Source organism: Streptomyces sp. CAU 1734, assembly GCF_039888735.1.
GTDB lineage: Bacteria > Actinomycetota > Actinomycetes > Streptomycetales > Streptomycetaceae > Streptomyces.
The window spans coordinates 13,287-29,545 of record NZ_JBDQQP010000008.1 but is presented as its reverse complement, the minus strand read 5'-3'; the positions used below and the strand labels follow the sequence as shown (position 1 = coordinate 29,545).

Genomic DNA, 16,259 nt, shown 5'->3' with positions numbered 1-16,259 from the left:
CCACGGGCCAAGTGTGGCCTACCCGCCGGCCCTCCGGGTGCGCCGGAGCCGACCGCCGGCCCCGGCGCACCGGCCGGATCAGCGCTTGTCGGCGGGGATGTCGACGGCCGCGCAGACCACCCGCCACACCTCTTTCGCTTCCCAGCCCTCGTTCAGCGCCTCGTGGACCGTGCGTCCGCCCAAGTCGGCCATCACATGATCGCGGGCGAAGGAATCGGCATAGGACCCGCCGAAATGATCAGCCATTCTTTCCCAGAAAATCGTCAACCGCATGCCCTCAGTATCCCGCCACCGGGTTGCGGTGCCGCACGTTCCGTATACGGCCGGATCTTTCCCCCCTACGGTCGGTGACATGGCTGGAACCGGAGCAGGCACCGCACTCTCCCCCTCGTCACCCCTCGCCCGCGCGGAGCGGTTCATCTGGCTCACCGCCCGGGTGCTCGAACAGCGGCGTTTCGCGTATCACTTCCTCGGCGGCGCCTCCGATGCCGTGGAAACCGCCCTGACCGCCTATCTCAACGGGGACGGCGGGTACGGCCACGCCCTCGAACCGGATCTCCGCGGCCCTGTCAGTCAGCCCCTGCACACCGGCCACGCCCTGCGGGTCCTGGATTCCATCGGCCGCTGCGGCGGACTGCGGGTGGAACGGATGTGCCAGTACTTCACCCGGGCGTCGACGGCGGACGGAGCGCTGCCCGCCGTCCTTCCCTCCCAGCGCGGCTATCCGGCCGCGCCCTTCATCCCGGTCGTCGACGACCCCCCGGGTGAACTGCTGGCGACGGGTCCGGTGGTCGGGCTGCTGCACGGCAACCAGGTCTGGCATGCCTGGCTCTTTCGCGCCACGGACTTCTGCTGGGCCGCCGTCGACGCGCTGGAGCACTCCCATCCGTACGAGATCGAGGCGGCCGTCGCCTTTCTGGAGGGCGTCCCGGACCGGGCGCGGGCCGAGGCGGCGGCGGACCGGCTGGGGCGGCTGGTCCGGGAGCGGCGGCTGGTGGTGCTCGACCCCGGGAAGCGGGACCGGTACCCGGTCGCCGACGGGTACGCACCCGGTGAGCACCACTTTCCGTACGACTACGCCCGTACGCCCCGGTCCCCGGCGCGGCGATGGTTCACGGACGAGGAGATGGCCCGCTCGCTCGACCATCTGGAGAGCGCGCAGGAGGAGGACGGCGGCTGGCCGGTCACCTGGCGTCCATGGGCGCCGGGTACGTCGCTGGAGGCCCGGCCGATCGTGACGGTCGAGGCACTGCGGACCCTGCGGGCGTACGGGCGGGCCATCGGCTGAGGCCACGGCCCGGCGGCTCCCGCTCCCGCTCCGGATCCCGGTCCCGGCCCTTGTCCTTGTGCGGTCAGCCGGTGACCGCCCGCACCCCGGCGGTGACCAGGACAGCCGCACCGATCACCACGAGGAAGGGGGCCCGCAGAACGAGCGCGAGCGCCGCCGCGGCGACTCCGGCGACGCGCGCGTCGAGGACGAGGGCGCCGTTCGCGCTGAAGGTCTGCTGAGCGGTGAGGGCGGCCAGCAGGGCGACGGGCAGCAGGGCCGCGAGCCGCTGGACGACCGGGCGCTCCAGGGCGTTGGCGGGGACCAGCAGACCGGCCAGTTTGACGAGATAGCAGCCGACGGCGGTCGCCGCGATCGCGATCCAGACACTCATCGGCTCTCCCCTTCCTTCTGGTGGGTGCTTTCCTCCGGAGCGGTGCCGGCGGTGTCCGGCGGGGCCGCCGGCTTCGCCGCCCCGGCGGCGTCCGGCGGGCCGGTCATGCGCCGGCCCTTCAGCCAGAGGACGGCGGGGGCGGCCAGCGCGGCCACCAGGACCGGTACTCCGGCGGGCAGTACGGGCAGCAGGCCCAGCCCGAGCACGACCGCGAGCCCGGCGGTCAGCCGCTCGGTCGCCGTGCGCAGCATCGGGGCCAGCAGCGCCAGGAAGACGGCCGGGCCGGCGGCGTCCAGGCCCCAGGCGCCGGTGTCGCCGATGGCCTCCGCGCCGAGCGCGCCCAAGAGGGTGGTCAGGTTCCACAGGACGTAGAGCGACAGCCCGGTGACGGTGAACCCGAGGCGGGCGGCCCGCCGGTTCGGCTGGGCCAGGGCGACGGCGGCGGTCTCGTCGATCACCCACTGGGCGGCGAACGGACGCACGGCGCGGGGCAGGGCGAGCAACTGGGAGAGCCGCAGCCCGTAGAAGGCGTTCCGGATGCCGAGGAAGAAGGCACCCGCGGCGGCGGTGTACGGATTGCCGCCCGCAGCGAGGGCGCCGACCAGCGCGAACTGGGAGGCGCCGGTGAAGACCAGCAGGCTGAGCGCACAGGTCTGGAGAAGAGTGAGCCCGGATCCGGCGGAGGTGACGCCGAAGGCGAAACCGGACAGGCCGACGGCGATGCCGACGCCGAGTGAGTCCCGGACGACCGCGGAGTCCGGCTTGGCGGTGCCGTCGGTGGATTCGGCGGCACCGGCGGGCGCGGCGGGGCCGGGTATCCGGGGGTGTGCCGGTGGACGGCTTGCGGGTTGGGTTGTCTGTTCTGCCACCCCAGGGACGTTACGCGGGGCTGTGATCAGCGGTCTTGTACGTTCTTGCGGGCTCCGCCCGGCGGGGTTGTCCGCGACGGCGCGGAGAGTCTCGGCGCGGCGGGCGCCGGGGTGCGGGCACCGCTGCCCGCCTCTCCCGTCGGAGCCGTTCCCTCCGTATCCGGGGCAGGGGCCGGGGGACGCTCCCCGGCGGGCCCGTCCTCCCGGGATGCGGGGAGCCGCCCGGCGCGTTCTCTGCGGTACGCGCCCGGGGGCACCCCCACGATCCGGGTGAAATGACGGTTGAGATGCGGCTGGTCGGTGAAGCCCACGGCGACGGCCGCCTCGGCCGGGGTGCCGCCGGAATCCAGGAGCCGGCGGGCCCGGCGCACCCGGGCGTCGGTGAGCCAGGTGTGCGGCGGCATGCCGTACGCCCTCCGAAAGGCGCGCAGCAGGGCGAACGGACTGGTGCCCAGCTCCCCGGCGAGCCGTTCCAGCGACGGCGGATCGGCCATGCGCTCCTCCAGTACGGCCCTGGCCAGCGCCGCCGTGCGCGACCCGGAGTCCGGCCGGGCGCCGCGGGGCGGCAGACGGCTGCCGTGACGGCCGAGGAGTCGGGCGACGGCGACCCTGAGCAGGCTGTCCGCCGCGAGCGCGTTTCCCGCTTCCGCGGCCCGGTGCACTCCCTTGATCAGTTCGGCGGCCTGCGGGTCCTCGACGATCGTCTCGCCGAACACCGGAGTGCCGCGCAGGGTGCTGACCTCGTCCGCTATCGCCGCGATCAGGCCGACCGACGGATAGAGGGTGGAGTAGGTCCAGCCGTCGGGATCACCGGCCCGCGCGGAGTGCGGCACCTCCGGGTTGATCATGACAACGGTGCCGGGGCGGGCCCGGATCAGGCCCTCGGGCAGCTGTACGTCCTCCACACCGCCGCTGACCGCGCCGAGGGTGAATCCTTCATGGCTGTGGCGGCGGAAGGTGTGCCGGACATACCGGGCGCGCAGCAGATCGAGGCCCGGCAGCTCCTCAAATCTCCAGTGCCTGGCCCACTCGCCCCGCTGCGGCTCCCCCATACCGCCCATTGTCCTCCGGACCGCGCTCCGGCGGGCCGCGCGGGCCGCCGGAGCACGCCGATGACCTCGGCGGTACCGGTCCGGGCGGGCGGGCCCGGGGAAGGCCGGGCGAGTATCCGGAATCGAGGAAACCGGGGCAAGCGAGTCCGGATGTGGCGAGGAGTGGACACGGATCCGGCTGTGGAGGCCGATTGTCAGTGGCGCGGTGCACGATGGGGGACATGGCCAGGACTGCGCTCGACTCCTTCTCCCCCGCGACCCGGAGCTGGTTCGCGGGAGCCTTCAGTGCGCCCACCGCCGCGCAGGAGGGGGCGTGGCACGCCATCGGCGAGGGATCGGATGTCCTGGTCGTGGCGCCGACGGGCTCGGGAAAGACCCTCGCCGCGTTCCTCGCCGCGCTGGACCGGCTGGCGTCCGTCCCCCCGCCCGCCGAGGCGAGGAAGCGCTGCCGGGTGCTGTACATCTCCCCGCTCAAAGCCCTCGCCGTCGATGTGGAGCGCAATCTTCGCAGCCCGCTGACCGGAATCACCCGGGAGTCGGTACGGCTGGGGCTGCCCGAGCCGGAGGTGCGGGTCGGCATCCGCTCGGGCGACACCCCGCCCGCCGAGCGCCGGTCGATGATCAGCAGACCGCCGGACATCCTGATCACCACGCCCGAGTCGCTCTTCCTGATGCTCACCTCAGCGGCCAGGGATGCCCTGGCCGGCGTGGAGACGGTGATCCTGGACGAGGTCCACGCGGTCGCCGGCACCAAGCGGGGGGCCCATCTCGCGCTCTCGCTGGAGCGGCTGGATCAGCTGCTGCCCCGTCCCGCCCGCCGGATCGGGCTGTCGGCGACGGTCCGCCCGGTGGGCGAGGTGGCCCGCTATCTCTCACCGCAGCGGAAGGTGGAGATCGTCCAGCCGCCCTCGGGCAAGGAATTCGATCTCTCCGTGGTCGTCCCGGTGGAGAATCTGGACGAGCCGCGCGCGGCCCGGGCCCCGGAGGACTCGGGACGGGACGGCTCCGCCGCCGTGCCCTTCGAACCCCCGCTCCCCGGCGGCTCCCCGGGCGGCTCACACGGCCGGCGGGAAGGGCCGTCGATCTGGCCGCATGTGGAGGAGCGGATCGCCGACCTGGTCCAGGCGCACCGGTCCACCATCGTCTTCGCCAATTCACGGCGGCTGGCGGAGCGGCTGTGCAACCGCCTCAACGAGATCGCCCATGAGCGCGCCACCGGTGAACCCTTCCCGGAGAAGGCACCGCCGGCCGAGATCATGGCCCAGTCCGGGGCGGCACAGGGCGCGCCGCCGCTGCTGGCCCGCGCCCACCACGGCTCGGTCTCCAAGGAACAGCGCGCCCAGGTGGAGGAGGATCTGAAGGCGGGCCGGCTGCCCGCCGTCGTGGCCACCTCCAGCCTGGAGCTGGGCATCGACATGGGCGCGGTCGATCTCGTCGTCCAGGTCGAGTCCCCGCCCTCGGTCGCCTCGGGGCTCCAGCGGGTCGGCCGTGCCGGGCATCAGGTGGGCGCGGTCTCCACCGGAGTGGTCTTCCCCAAGTACCGCGGCGACCTGGTGCAGGCCGCCGTGGTCACCGAGCGGATGCGCACCGGTTCCATCGAGGCGCTCCGGATCCCGTCCAATCCGCTGGACGTACTGGCCCAGCAGCTGGTGGCGATGGTCGCCATGGATCCCTGGCAGGCCGATGACCTGCTGGCGCTCGTCCGCCGGGCGGCCTCGTTCTCCGCACTGCCGGAGTCCGCGTTCACCGCCGTTCTGGACATGCTCGCCGGGCGCTACCCCTCCGACGCCTTCGCCGAGCTGCGTCCGCGCGTGGTCTGGGACCGCGTCGGGGGCACGGTCACGGGCCGGCCCGGCGCGCAGCGCCTCGCCGTCACCTCCGGCGGCACGATTCCCGACCGGGGGCTCTTCGGGGTCTTCCTCGCGGGCGCCGACCCGAAGAAGGGCGGCGGCCGGGTCGGCGAACTGGACGAGGAGATGGTGTACGAGTCGCGGGTCGGCGATGTGTTCACCCTCGGCACCACGTCCTGGCGGATCGAGGACATCACCCGGGACCGGGTGCTGGTCACCCCCGCCCCCGGGGTGCCGGGCAGACTGCCGTTCTGGAAGGGCGACCAGCTGGGCCGCCCGCTCGAGCTGGGCCGGGCGGTGGGAGCGTTTCTGCGCGAGGTCGGCGCCCTCTCCCCCGAGGATGCCCGGCTGCGGCTGCTGGCGGCGGGGCTGGACAACTGGGCGGCGGAGAATGTCCTCGCCTATCTCGACGAGCAGCGCCGGGCCTGCGGCCATGTGCCCGATGACCGCACCATCCTCGTGGAGCGGTTCCGGGACGAGCTGGGCGACTGGCGGGTGGTGATCCATTCCCCGTTCGGCGCGCAGGTGCACGCGCCCTGGGCCCTGGCGCTCGGTGCCCGGCTCGCCGAGCGGTACGGCATGGACGCCCAGGTGATGCATGCCGACGACGGCATTGTGCTGCGGCTGCCGGACGCCGATCTGATGGGGCTGGATCTGCTGGACGGCGATCCGGCGCATCCCGGCGCGGCCTTCGACGGCGAGCAGAGCCCGGTCGGCGCGGCGGACACCGTCTTCGAGAAGGATGAGGTCGAGCGGATCGTCACCGACCAGGTGGGCGGCTCGGCGCTGTTCGCCTCCCGGTTCCGCGAGTGCGCGGCGCGGGCCCTGCTGCTGCCGCGCCGCAGCCCGGGCAAGCGCACCCCCCTGTGGCAGCAGCGCCAGCGGGCCGCTCAGCTGCTCCAGGTGGCGAGCGAGTTCGGATCGTTCCCGATCGTGCTGGAAGCGGTCCGGGAATGCCTTCAGGACGTCTTCGACGTCCCTGGGCTGACCGAGCTGATGGGGGACATCGAGTCCCGGCGGGTCCGGCTGGTCGAGGTGACCACCCCCGAGCCCTCGCCCTTCGCCCGCTCCCTGCTCTTCGGCTATGTCGCCCAGTTCCTGTACGAGGGCGACTCACCGCTCGCCGAGCGGCGGGCCGCCGCCCTCTCCCTCGACTCGCGGCTGCTGGCGGAGCTGCTGGGCCAGGCGGAGCTGCGGGAGCTCCTCGACCCGGATGTCCTCACCGAGCTGGAGCGGGAGCTGCGGTGGCTCACCGAGGACCGGCGGGTCAAGGACGGCGAGGGAGTCGCCGATCTGCTGCGCGTCCTCGGGCCGCTCACCGAGGCGGAGTTGGCGGAGCGCGGTGCCGACCCCGGGTGGGCCGCGGAGCTGGCGGCCTCCCGGCGCGCCATCCGGGTCAGGATCGCGGGGACGGACCACTGGGCCGCGATCGAGGACGCGGGCCGGCTGCGGGACGCGCTGGGCACGGCCCTGCCGGTGGGTGTTCCGGAGGCGTTCACCGAGCCGGTCAGGGATCCGCTCGGTGACCTGCTCGCCCGTTTCGCGCGCACCCATGGCCCCTTCACCTCGCAGCAGGCCGCCGACCGGTTCGGTCTGGGACCGGCGGTGACCGATGGCGCCCTCCAGCGCCTGGCGGCGGACGGGCGCGTGGTCCGGGGCGAGTTCCGGCCCCCGCACACCCCATCGACCTCTTCCGAGGATTCCGGGGCCCGCTCCGTGGATCCGCTCCTCGGCCAGGAGTGGTGCGACGCGAATGTGCTGCGCAGGCTGCGCCGCCGTTCGCTGGCCGCGCTCCGGCACGAGCTGGAGCCGGTGGCACCGGCCGCCCTCGCCGCGTTCCTCCCCCAGTGGCAGCATCTGAACGGCAGGGATCTGCGCGGTATCGACGGCCTCGCCCGCGCGATCGAACAGCTTCAGGGTGCCGCGGTGCCCGCCTCCGCGCTGGAGAAGCTGATCCTGCCGTCCCGTGTCCACGGCTACGCCCCCGGGCTGCTGGACGAACTGACCACGACCGGCGAGGTCCTCTGGGCCGGTGCGGGCGCACTTCCCGGGAAGGACGGCTGGATCTCCCTCTATCCCGCCGACACCGCGCCCCTGCTGCTCCCCGAGCCGCATCCGCTGGAGCTGACCGCGCTCCACGAATCGGTGCTCACCGTCCTGGCCCCCGGGTTCGGGCTCTTCTTCCGCCAGATCGCCGACCAAGTCCGCGCCACCACCCACCCGGATGCGACGGATCCGCAACTGGCCGACGCGGTGTGGGATCTGGCCTGGTCCGGCCGGCTCACCAATGACACGCTCGCTCCGCTCCGCTCCCTGCTCGGCTCGGGCCGCACCGCCGGAGCCACCGCCCACCGCGCCCGGCGGACCGTGCCCCGAGGCCGGTACGGAAGCCTGACGGGAGCAGCCCGCCCGGTCTCCCGCGGCGGACCGCCGACCGTGAGCGGCCGCTGGTCGCTGCTTCCGGCGCGGGAGCCCGATGCCACCCACCGCGCCCACGCTCTGGCCCGCACCCTGCTGGACCGGTACGGCGTGGTGACCCGGGGAGCGGTGGCGGCCGAGGGGGTGCAGGGCGGATTCTCGGCCGTGTACCGGGTGCTGTCGGCATTCGAGGACAGCGGCAAGGCGCGCCGCGGCTATGTGGTGGAGGGCCTGGGCGCGGCGCAGTTCGCGGTGGACGGCGCGGTGGACCGGCTGCGGGCCGCCGCCGGGGCGCGGGAGCGCGCGGATGTCACGGCTCCTGCCGGAGCGGTGGTCCTGGCTGCCGCCGACCCCGCCAATGCCTATGGCGCGGCGCTCCCCTGGCCCGAGCCCCCGGAGGGCGCGAGCCACAAGCCGGGCCGCAAGGCGGGTTCCCTGGTGATCCTGGTCGGCGGTGAACCGGCGGTCTACATGGAACGAGGCGGGCGCACCCTCCTCGTCTGGGCGACCGCCCCCGGCGATCCGGCGCTGCCGGCCGCGGTGGAGGCACTGGCCGGCGCGGCTCGGGCGGGCACCCTGGGCACCGTCACCGTGGAGCGGGTGAACGGCTCCCCGGCGCTGACCTCCCCGCTCGCTCCCGTCCTGGAGGCGGCGGGCTTCCATGCCACACCCCGGGGGCTGCGCATACGCCCCTGACGGAACACGCGGGCGGCTCCGGTACCGCCGTGGACCCACCGGGGCCGCGGTCGGCGCATCATGGAGGGCATGCCCGAAGGAGACACTGTCTGGCTGACCGCGAAGCGGCTGCACGCCGCCCTCGCCGGGCGGGAGCTGACCCGGTTCGATCTGCGGGTGCCGCGTTTCGCCACCGCCGATCTCACCGGCCGGACCGTGCTCGATGTCACGCCGCGCGGCAAGCACCTCCTCACCCGGATCGAAGGCGGTGCGACCCTCCACTCCCATCTCAGGATGGACGGTTCCTGGCGGGTCTTCGACGCGGGCGAGCGCTGGCACGGCGGCCCCGGACATCAGATCCGTGCCGTCCTCGGCAACACCCGGCAGACCGCCGTCGGCTACCGCCTCCCCGTCCTCGAACTGCTGCGCACCGAGGACGAGTCGGCGGCCGTCGGCCACCTCGGGCCCGATCTGCTCAGCCCCGGCTGGGACGGCACCGCTGCCGCCACCGCCACCGCCCGGCTGTCCGCCGACCCGTCCCGGCCGCTTGGCGAAGCCCTCCTGGATCAGCGCAATCTCGCCGGGATCGGCAATGTCTACAAGTCCGAACTGGCCTTCCTGGCCCGGGTCACCCCCTGGCTCCCGGTGGGTGAACTGCCCGACGGTGTTCCCGAACGGCTGGTGGCCACCGCTCACCGGCTCCTGGAGGCGAACAAGGACACCTTCGACCGCCGGACCACCGGACCGGGGGCACCGAACCGGCCCCGGCTCCATGTGTACGGGCGCGCGGGCCGGCCCTGTCTGCGGTGCGGGGCCGCCATCCGCAGGGCCGGGCAGGACGACAGCAGGGGTGAGCGTGTCAGCTACTGGTGCCCCGGCTGCCAGTCGGGCCCGGCCGGCCCGTGAACACCCGCTGTTCCACCGGCACAGTCATTGACACCCCGTCAGATCTGGTCGTGCGGTCCCGCCACGCCACTCAGGGCGTACGGCCTCACCGGGTGCACCGCACTTCTCACCGGCGCGGCGTTGACCACCGGCCGGATCAGCCGTCCGAACGGCGGCGCGGCCATGTCCTGGTGATCTCCCGGGTGGCCATACGTCCTCGGTACGCCGTCACATGGACCGGAAGCAGGCTCAGCCCCCAGCCGCCGGCGGCGACCGCCCCCTCGACGAGTCCGGCGCGCTCGGGGACGAGCACCAGCCGCAGCACGGCCCACCACCACAGCGCTCCGGCCAGCAGCACGGCCGTGCGGCCGAAGCCGATCCCGCGTCGCGGCATGGCCGCCTCCCTCAGGTCCACCCGGGACCGGCGCGATCATCCGAGCCGGAACTCTCCCGAAACGATCCCGGCGGACCGGGGAACCGATCCGCGTACCGGCCTCGGCGCGCTCCGCGCACCGCCCGTCCGCACATCACACTCGGTGAGGTTCGCCAGTGCAATCGCAAACGTGCGCGATCCTCGCGGCCCGCCCGCCGCCGCACCGCGGCCTCCAGCGCACCTCCAGCACTTCTCGTGCGGCTCTCCAGCGACTTTTCGCCCGGCTCCGGTATCAGGCGGCCGAAAGACGTCTTCTCCACCGGTGCGCCAAAACTTTTCCGGGCATTTCCCCGGCCGGGATGTCCGGGGGTTCCGCGGTTCCTCCCGATACCGGACATTCCGCGGTTCTTCTGTGATCAAAACCGAAGCTCCGGAACGCCGCAACTTCTCCGCGAGCACATCACCATCGGAAGAAAGCCCTTTCCCCGCCGCCGGCCGGCCGCTCATCAGCCAAATCGCCGGAACAGCCATTCCGGCATGACATCGGAGTCCGTCAGCGGTGGCCCGAATTCGTATCCGTGCCGCCCCCAGTGCCCCATCGGCAGGTGACAGCCCTCCTCCTGCACCGTCCCCGTCAGGAAATTCGCGGGGCAGTCCTCCAGCCGCAGCATCTCCCGCCCGGGGCCGTATTCATCACCTTCGGGCCAGCGGATCCACATATTCCACGGCGGGATCTCCTCGGTACCGCTCACTCCCTGCGCAATCACGCAGTGCACGCCCTCATGCCCCGTCTCGAGGGCGCAGTAGAGGCGCCGGCTGAGTTCGAAGCCGCCCTCCAGCCGGGCGAGGGAGGCCAGCTCGTCCTCGCGGAACAGGACCCTGCCGGGACAGGAGATCTGATACAGGGACATGGCTTCGTCTTCCCCTCAGGCGCGGATCCGCCCCGCCGACCGCCCCGGCGGAACCCCCGTAGCCACAGTGTGGCGCCACGGGGGCCGCGAGGTGGGGGAAATGGCCGAGCTGTGCCCGCACGGGGCAATCCGCCCGGCTGAGTTCACTCTGAGCCGCCTCGTCCGGATCTCCGGGATTCCGCCCGGTCCGGACCGCCGGGCTGCCCGGACGGAACCGGGCGGCCCTCAGTACCGGTGACGGAAGCGGCGGGACCGGCAGCGGAACCGGTCACAGAACCCGGCGGTACGGCAGGACCGGCGGCCCTACGCGCTCTCCGCCTGGAACATCCACGCGTGCTTCTCCAGATCACCGGTGAGACCGATGAGGATGTCCTGGCTCACCGGGTCCGGATCCCCGGTCGTCGCGATGCGCTCCCGCATCCGTACGATCACCGCGTCGAGGGCCTTCACCAGCACCTGTACCGCGTCAACATCCTTGATCCACCCCTCCGGCACGGCGCCGATGGCGCTCTGCGACGCCACGGTCGCGGCCCGCCCGTCCGGCGTGACACCGATGGCGGAGGACCGCTCGGCCACGGTGTCCGAGTGCAGCCGGGCGGTGTCGACCACCTCGTCGAGCTGCAAATGCACGGACCGGAAGCGCGGACCGACCACATTCCAGTGCACCTGCTTGGCCACCAGCGAAAGATCCACCAGATCCACCAGCGCACCGCGCAGGGCGTCACCGACCGCCTTGAGGTCGGCCTCGGACAGTGGGCTCTTGACGACAGACATGCATGTCCTCCACTCGGTTGTCGGTGTTTTCCACCATGACATAGGCACTCGAACAAGACATTCGGACGGCCCTCACTCCACCCGAAGCCCGCTCCCGAGCCTCCGTCCGGGCCCTTGGCCCGGCTCCCGGTACCGACCGGATCCGCCCCGTTCCGTACTCAGCAGCGCGCCTACCCCGCTCCCGCGCGCCCAGTCACCGCAATCCACCGTGACCCGGACCACCCGGAGAAGGAGCGAGAGGCAAGCAGCCCGCCGGCGCGGAGCGAGAAAGCACGAACCGAGAAGAAGAAAGCACGAAACCCTACGCAGAAGCCCCGGCTCACCGCCCTGAGGGCAGCGACCGGGGCTCAAGCTCGCACCGTTCCTCACCGAAGCCGTACGGGTCGTCTCCGTACCGCCCGGTGCCATACCGCACCGCACGCGACCGCGCCGTACGCATCACGCAGCGACAACGTCGACGGCCTCCGCCGGCGTCTTGATCGTCACCCGTTCCGTCGGCACACCGGCCACGGACGTCACGGAGACGGAATTCAGCATCGACCGCACCGGTGCGGGCACCGGTTCGCTTGCCGCTGCCGACCGTGCCAGCTCGGCCAGGGACAGCTCGTCGCTCACTTCACGCATGAGCTCGGACATCCGTACGTCAAGCGCGTCGCAAATCGCGGAGAGCAGCTCGGAGGAAGCCTCCTTCTGCCCCCGCTCCACCTCGGAGAGATAGCCGAGCGAAACTCGGGCGGACGAGGAGACTTCGCGCAGAGTACGGCCCTGGCGCTGGCGCTGCCGACGCAGCACGTCACCCAGCAGGCGACGGAGCAGAATCATCGGTGGCTCCCTCCTCGGACCGCGTAGCCGCATCCTTCACGCCCCACCGTACCGCCTCGCGCTGCGGCCGTGCGGGGAGCGATGTCGTGTTCACTCAGGGCTGCAAACATCAATTCCCCCCGTTCTGTTCCGTATCCTTTGCCCGCGCCGTTTCCAGGAGTTCACCCAGCAGCAGGGCGAGCACGCTCCGTACACTCTCTCTACGGATTTCCGCACGGGTGCCGTTCAACCTCAGCACAGCAGTTTTCCCGGTTCCGTTCAGTCCGGCTACAGCCACATGGACCGTGCCGACCGGATTTCCGTCCTGCGGACCGGGCCCCGCCACACCCGTGGTCGCGATGCCCCAGTCCGCGCCGAGCACGGTGCGCGCACCCGCCGCCATCTGCGCGGCGACGGCGGAATCCACGGCCCCGCGCTGGGCCAGGAGGGTTCCGTCGACCCCCAGGACATCCCGCTTCACATCGGTGGCATAGGCCGTCACCGATCCGCGGAAGGAGGCCGAGGCTCCGGGCACACCGGTCAGCTCGGCGGCCACCAGACCGCCGGTGAGGGACTCGGCCGCCGCGACCGTCTCGCCGCGTTCGGTGAGAAGCGCGAGAATCCGTGCCGCGGTGGCGTCCGCCCCGGAGGTGGTCACCGGTCGGTCACCCCGGCGGTTCCGCGCTCCTTGGCCAGACCCCGGCGCCGCAGCAGAATCGCCTGCCGTACGTAGTCGAGGCCGGTGATCACCGTCAGCGCGACCGCGAGGGCCATCACCCAGAAGCGCATGGTCGCCAGCGGCCCGGTGAGCGCCAGGACGTACATGCCGACCGCCGTGCCCTGCGCCAGCGTCTTCAGCTTGCCGCCGCGACTGGCCGGAATCACTCCGTGACGGATCACCCAGAACCGCATCAGGGTGATTCCCAGCTCGCGGAAGAGGATCAGCGCGGTGACCCACCACGGAAGATCACCGAGCGCCGAGAGACAGATCAGTCCGGCGGCCATGATCGCTTTGTCGGCGATCGGGTCGGCGATTTTCCCGAAATCCGTGACCAGGTTGTACGCGCGGGCCAAATGCCCGTCGAAAACATCGGTGATCATGGCGACCGCGAACGCCGCCCAGGCCCAGGCGCGCCAGACCGGGTCGTATCCGCCGTCCTGGAGCAGCAGAAAAACAAACGCGGGGACCAGGAGCAGCCGCACCATGGTGAGGATGTTGGCGATGTTCCAGAGGCTGGCCTGATTGACGGCGGCAGCACCCAGCTTCCCGCCGGGTGCATGCCTTCCGGTGCCGCCCCCCGCGGATGCCGGCACTCCGGTCATCTGGCCGCCTCCTCGCCCGGGATCAGGCCGGCCGTGACCTCGCTGTACCGGTCGGCCGTGACATCGCTGTACTCGGCGATCAGATCGACACCGAGCGTGTCCACCGCCTTCGCCGTGACGATACGGCCGACGGCCAGACCCTCGCCCTCCGTGAAGACCACCTGGCCGTCCGTCTCGGGCGCCTGGTGCGCCGCACGGCCCACGGCCGCCCACTCGCCGTCGTGGCCGGCGTCGCCGTCCACCGACTCGATGAGCACCTCAAGGCTCTCCCCGAGCCGCTCCTCGGCACGCTGCGCGGTCAGCTCCTCGGCGAGCCGCGACAGATGCGCGAGCCGCTCGGCGATCACCTCGGCGTCGAGTTTGTGCTCGTAGCCGGCCGCTTCCGTGCCGTCCTCGTCGGAGTAGCCGAACACACCGATGGCGTCGAGCCGGGCATGGGTGATGAAGCGTTCCAGCTCGGCGAAGTCGGCCTCGGTCTCGCCGGGGAAGCCGACGATGAAGTTGGAGCGGGCACCGGCCTGCGGGGCCTTGCCGCGGATGGTCTCCAGCAGCTCCAGGAACCGGTCGGTGTCGCCGAAGCGCCGCATCGAGCGGAGCACGGCGGGCGCGGAGTGCTGGAAGGAGAGGTCGAAGTACGGCACGACCTTGGGGGTGGAGGTCAGGACGTCGATCAGCCCCGGCCGCATCTCGGCGGGCTGGAGATAGCTGACGCGCACCCGCTCGATGCCGTCGACCTCGGCCAGCTCGGGCAGCAGGGTCTCCAGCAGCCGGATGTCGCCGAGGTCCTTGCCGTACGAGGTGTTGTTCTCGGAGACCAGCATGACCTCCTTGACACCCTGCTCGGCCAGCCAGCGCGTCTCACCGAGAACGTCGGAGGGCCGGCGGGAGATGAAGGAGCCCCGGAAGGAGGGGATGGCGCAGAAGGAGCAGCGCCGGTCGCAGCCTGAGGCGAGCTTCACCGAGGCGACGGGGCTGGTGCCCAGCCGGCGGCGGAGCGGCGCGCGCGGGCCGGAGACGGGTGCGACACCGTCCGGCAGATCGGCCGGAGCGGGCTCCGCGGGCGGCTCGGCGGGCGCGCCGTGACCCGGCAGCGCCACACCGGTGGCCCCCTGCCGTTCGGCGGGGCTCAGCGGGAGCAGCTTGCGGCGGTCGCGCGGGGTGTGCGAGGCGTGGATGCCGCCGTTGAGGATGGTCTGGAGCCGGTCGGAGATGTCGGCGTAGTCGTCGAATCCGAGCACACCGTCGGCCTCGGGCAGCGCTTCGGCCAGCTCCTTGCCGTACCGCTCGGCCATGCAGCCGACCGCGACCACGGCCTGGGTTCTGCCGTGGTCCTTGAGATCATTGGCTTCGAGCAGGGCGTCGACGGAGTCCTTCTTGGCGGCTTCGACGAATCCGCAGGTGTTGACGACGGCGACATCCGCGTCGGCGGCTTCCTCGACGAGCTGCCAGCCGTCTGCTGCCAAGCGGCCTGCCAGCTCCTCCGAGTCCACCTCGTTACGGGCGCAGCCAAGAGTGACAAGGGCGACGGTACGGCGTTCGGGCATGAGCTCAAGACTACTTTGTCCTGGCCCACGTCCCTGCCGCGAGGTTCCGGCCCCCGGTGGGCGGTTCTGTCCGCCTGTGTCCCCATCGGGGGCCGATCCGGTCACGGAAGCCGCCGTCGCGCCGTCCCTCCGGGGAGGGACGGCGGGGGCGTACGCGGACGGCACGCGTACCGGCGCACCGCGCCGGTCAGCCCGCCTCGGGGTCGCCCTCCGTGTACGAGAGCCGCTGCACCTGGCCCGGCTGGAACTCGTTCTCGACCAGCTTGCCGTTCACATAGAGCTCGATCACGCCGGCGTTCCCCAGGATCAGATCGACCCGCTCGTCGTCCTGGAAGGTCTTGGAATCACCCTTGTTCAGGGTGCCGTCGAAGAAGATCTTGCCGTTGGCGGCCTTGGCCGAGATCCAGCTCTTGTCCTCGATCACCGTGAGCCTGACCGTCACCTTGTCCTTCGGCACCGCCGCGATGGCGCTGTCCGAGGGATCGGGCTTGGGGTCGGCGGGCTTCTCGCGGGACGGCTGCGGTGTGGCCGACCCCTCGTCGGCGCCGGCCGGTCCCTCCGCCACCTGGGTGGTCCGGCGCGGCTCCTCACCGTCGCTGAAGAGGGTGAAACCGACGAATCCGACGACGGCGACGATCGCCGCGACCATGGCCGCGGTCCAGTTGGGACGGCGCGGTTCCGGCCGGATGCGCTCGGCCTCGAACAGGGGTGCGGCCGGGGTCGGCGCGGGCCGTCCGCCGCGCTCGGAGTCGTACCGCGCCACCAGCGGGGCGGGGTCGAGCCCCACCGCCTGCGCGATCATGCGGATGTGCCCGCGGGCGTAGACATCGCCGCCGCTGCGGGTGAAATCGTCGTGCTCGATCGCCTGGATGATCGGGACGCGCACCCGTGTGGAGGCACTGACCTCGTCGAAGGTCAGGCCGGATCCGATCCTGGCCTGGTGGAGGACTCGGCCGATCGAGGGCGGCTCCTCCTCGGGGGAAGGCCGGTCGTCTTCGGGGGAGTTGCCGATGGACACGGGGGCGCCTTTCGAGCGTGTAACCACCTGCTGGAGGTTCAGTGTATGACTGGTACGAAAGGGTGGGGCAACCGGGCGACCGGGATCTGTACGCCATCGGAATGG

General features: G+C 72.1%; 15 protein-coding genes. 3 read left to right on the top strand and 12 right to left on the bottom strand.

All coding sequences use genetic code 11. The features are described 5' to 3' along the window. Positions 1-78 precede the first annotated feature (78 nt). Positions 79-273, bottom strand: coding sequence for a DUF3046 domain-containing protein (locus tag AAFN69_RS16760; RefSeq protein WP_347729316.1), 195 nt, complete (start codon positions 271-273; stop codon positions 79-81). Positions 274-352: 79 nt separating this feature from the next. Here AAFN69_RS16760 and AAFN69_RS16755 point away from each other — a divergent pair, with 79 nt between their 5' ends. Further along, the gene (locus AAFN69_RS16755) at positions 353-1,288 is read left to right on the top strand and encodes a hypothetical protein (RefSeq protein WP_347729315.1); all 936 of its coding nucleotides are present in this window, start codon (positions 353-355) and stop codon (positions 1,286-1,288) included. Positions 1,289-1,352: 64 nt separating this feature from the next. Here AAFN69_RS16755 and AAFN69_RS16750 read toward each other — a convergent pair whose 3' ends face one another. The 3 genes from AAFN69_RS16750 to AAFN69_RS16740 form a co-directional block, all read right to left on the bottom strand. Then, positions 1,353-1,661: an AzlD domain-containing protein gene (locus tag AAFN69_RS16750; protein ID WP_347729314.1), complete on the bottom strand. Its 309-nt coding sequence runs from the start codon at positions 1,659-1,661 to the stop codon at positions 1,353-1,355. After that, a complete protein-coding gene (locus AAFN69_RS16745; protein ID WP_347729573.1) occupies positions 1,658-2,479 on the bottom strand; it encodes an AzlC family ABC transporter permease in 822 nt (273 codons plus the stop codon). Before AAFN69_RS16745 ends, AAFN69_RS16750 begins: the two co-directional genes overlap by 4 nt. Before the next feature lie 77 nt (positions 2,480-2,556). Then, positions 2,557-3,582 carry an AraC family ligand binding domain-containing protein gene (locus AAFN69_RS16740; RefSeq protein WP_347729313.1) on the bottom strand — a complete coding sequence of 342 codons (1,026 nt, stop codon included), beginning with the start codon at positions 3,580-3,582 and terminating at the stop codon, positions 2,557-2,559. Between the two features lie 221 nt (positions 3,583-3,803). Between AAFN69_RS16740 and AAFN69_RS16735 the strand changes: the two genes are divergently transcribed. Together AAFN69_RS16735 and AAFN69_RS16730 are read left to right on the top strand one after the other, a co-directional pair. Further along, positions 3,804-8,546, top strand: coding sequence for an ATP-dependent helicase (locus tag AAFN69_RS16735; protein ID WP_347729312.1), 4,743 nt, complete (start codon positions 3,804-3,806; stop codon positions 8,544-8,546). A 69-nt stretch (positions 8,547-8,615) separates the two neighbouring features. Further along, a complete protein-coding gene (locus tag AAFN69_RS16730) occupies positions 8,616-9,431 on the top strand; it encodes a DNA-formamidopyrimidine glycosylase family protein (protein WP_347729311.1) in 816 nt (271 codons plus the stop codon). Between the two features lie 136 nt (positions 9,432-9,567). On the opposite strand, the gene AAFN69_RS16725 is transcribed toward AAFN69_RS16730, so the two are convergent. From AAFN69_RS16725 to AAFN69_RS16690, 8 genes are all read right to left on the bottom strand, one after another. After that, positions 9,568-9,804: a hypothetical protein gene (locus tag AAFN69_RS16725; protein WP_347729310.1), complete on the bottom strand. Its 237-nt coding sequence runs from the start codon at positions 9,802-9,804 to the stop codon at positions 9,568-9,570. Positions 9,805-10,289: 485 nt separating this feature from the next. Continuing rightward, a complete protein-coding gene (locus AAFN69_RS16720; RefSeq protein ID WP_347729309.1) occupies positions 10,290-10,694 on the bottom strand; it encodes a hypothetical protein in 405 nt (134 codons plus the stop codon). Positions 10,695-10,997: 303 nt separating this feature from the next. Then, the gene (locus tag AAFN69_RS16715; RefSeq protein WP_347729308.1) at positions 10,998-11,468 is read right to left on the bottom strand and encodes a DNA starvation/stationary phase protection protein; all 471 of its coding nucleotides are present in this window, start codon (positions 11,466-11,468) and stop codon (positions 10,998-11,000) included. Positions 11,469-11,906: 438 nt separating this feature from the next. Beyond that, the gene (locus tag AAFN69_RS16710; RefSeq protein WP_347729307.1) at positions 11,907-12,290 is read right to left on the bottom strand and encodes a helix-turn-helix domain-containing protein; all 384 of its coding nucleotides are present in this window, start codon (positions 12,288-12,290) and stop codon (positions 11,907-11,909) included. A gap of 109 nt (positions 12,291-12,399) precedes the next feature. Continuing rightward, on the bottom strand, positions 12,400-12,927 hold the full coding sequence (locus AAFN69_RS16705; protein ID WP_347729306.1) for a CinA family protein: 528 nt from the start codon (positions 12,925-12,927) through the stop codon (positions 12,400-12,402). Next, on the bottom strand, positions 12,924-13,592 hold the full coding sequence (pgsA, locus tag AAFN69_RS16700; RefSeq protein WP_347729305.1) for a CDP-diacylglycerol--glycerol-3-phosphate 3-phosphatidyltransferase: 669 nt from the start codon (positions 13,590-13,592) through the stop codon (positions 12,924-12,926). The genes AAFN69_RS16705 and pgsA overlap by 4 nt, the downstream gene beginning before the upstream one ends. After that, entirely contained in the window at positions 13,589-15,136 is a 1,548-nt protein-coding gene (gene rimO / locus AAFN69_RS16695) for a 30S ribosomal protein S12 methylthiotransferase RimO (RefSeq protein ID WP_347729304.1), read from the bottom strand. Before rimO ends, pgsA begins: the two co-directional genes overlap by 4 nt. Before the next feature lie 187 nt (positions 15,137-15,323). Beyond that, positions 15,324-16,154 (bottom strand): helix-turn-helix domain-containing protein, encoded by an 831-nt coding sequence (locus AAFN69_RS16690; protein WP_347729303.1) that lies wholly within the window; start codon positions 16,152-16,154, stop codon positions 15,324-15,326. Positions 16,155-16,259 lie beyond the last annotated feature (105 nt).

Excerpts from the sequence above, each read along its gene's own strand:
- AAFN69_RS16740 (WP_347729313.1), bottom strand. The coding sequence starts at position 3,582 with ATGGGGGAGCCGCAGCGGGGCGAGTGGGCCAGGCACTGGAGATTTGAG.
- rimO (WP_347729304.1), bottom strand. The coding sequence starts at position 15,136 with ATGCCCGAACGCCGTACCGTCGCCCTTGTCACTCTTGGCTGCGCCCGT.
- AAFN69_RS16755 (WP_347729315.1), top strand. The coding sequence starts at position 353 with ATGGCTGGAACCGGAGCAGGCACCGCACTCTCCCCCTCGTCACCCCTC.
- AAFN69_RS16720 (WP_347729309.1), bottom strand. The coding sequence starts at position 10,694 with ATGTCCCTGTATCAGATCTCCTGTCCCGGCAGGGTCCTGTTCCGCGAG.
- AAFN69_RS16725 (WP_347729310.1), bottom strand. The coding sequence starts at position 9,804 with ATGCCGCGACGCGGGATCGGCTTCGGCCGCACGGCCGTGCTGCTGGCC.
- AAFN69_RS16715 (WP_347729308.1), bottom strand. The coding sequence starts at position 11,468 with ATGTCTGTCGTCAAGAGCCCACTGTCCGAGGCCGACCTCAAGGCGGTC.
- AAFN69_RS16735 (WP_347729312.1), top strand. The coding sequence starts at position 3,804 with ATGGCCAGGACTGCGCTCGACTCCTTCTCCCCCGCGACCCGGAGCTGG.
- pgsA (WP_347729305.1), bottom strand. The coding sequence starts at position 13,592 with ATGACCGGAGTGCCGGCATCCGCGGGGGGCGGCACCGGAAGGCATGCA.
- AAFN69_RS16730 (WP_347729311.1), top strand. The coding sequence starts at position 8,616 with ATGCCCGAAGGAGACACTGTCTGGCTGACCGCGAAGCGGCTGCACGCC.
- AAFN69_RS16760 (WP_347729316.1), bottom strand. The coding sequence starts at position 273 with ATGCGGTTGACGATTTTCTGGGAAAGAATGGCTGATCATTTCGGCGGG.
- AAFN69_RS16710 (WP_347729307.1), bottom strand. The coding sequence starts at position 12,290 with ATGATTCTGCTCCGTCGCCTGCTGGGTGACGTGCTGCGTCGGCAGCGC.
- AAFN69_RS16750 (WP_347729314.1), bottom strand. The coding sequence starts at position 1,661 with ATGAGTGTCTGGATCGCGATCGCGGCGACCGCCGTCGGCTGCTATCTC.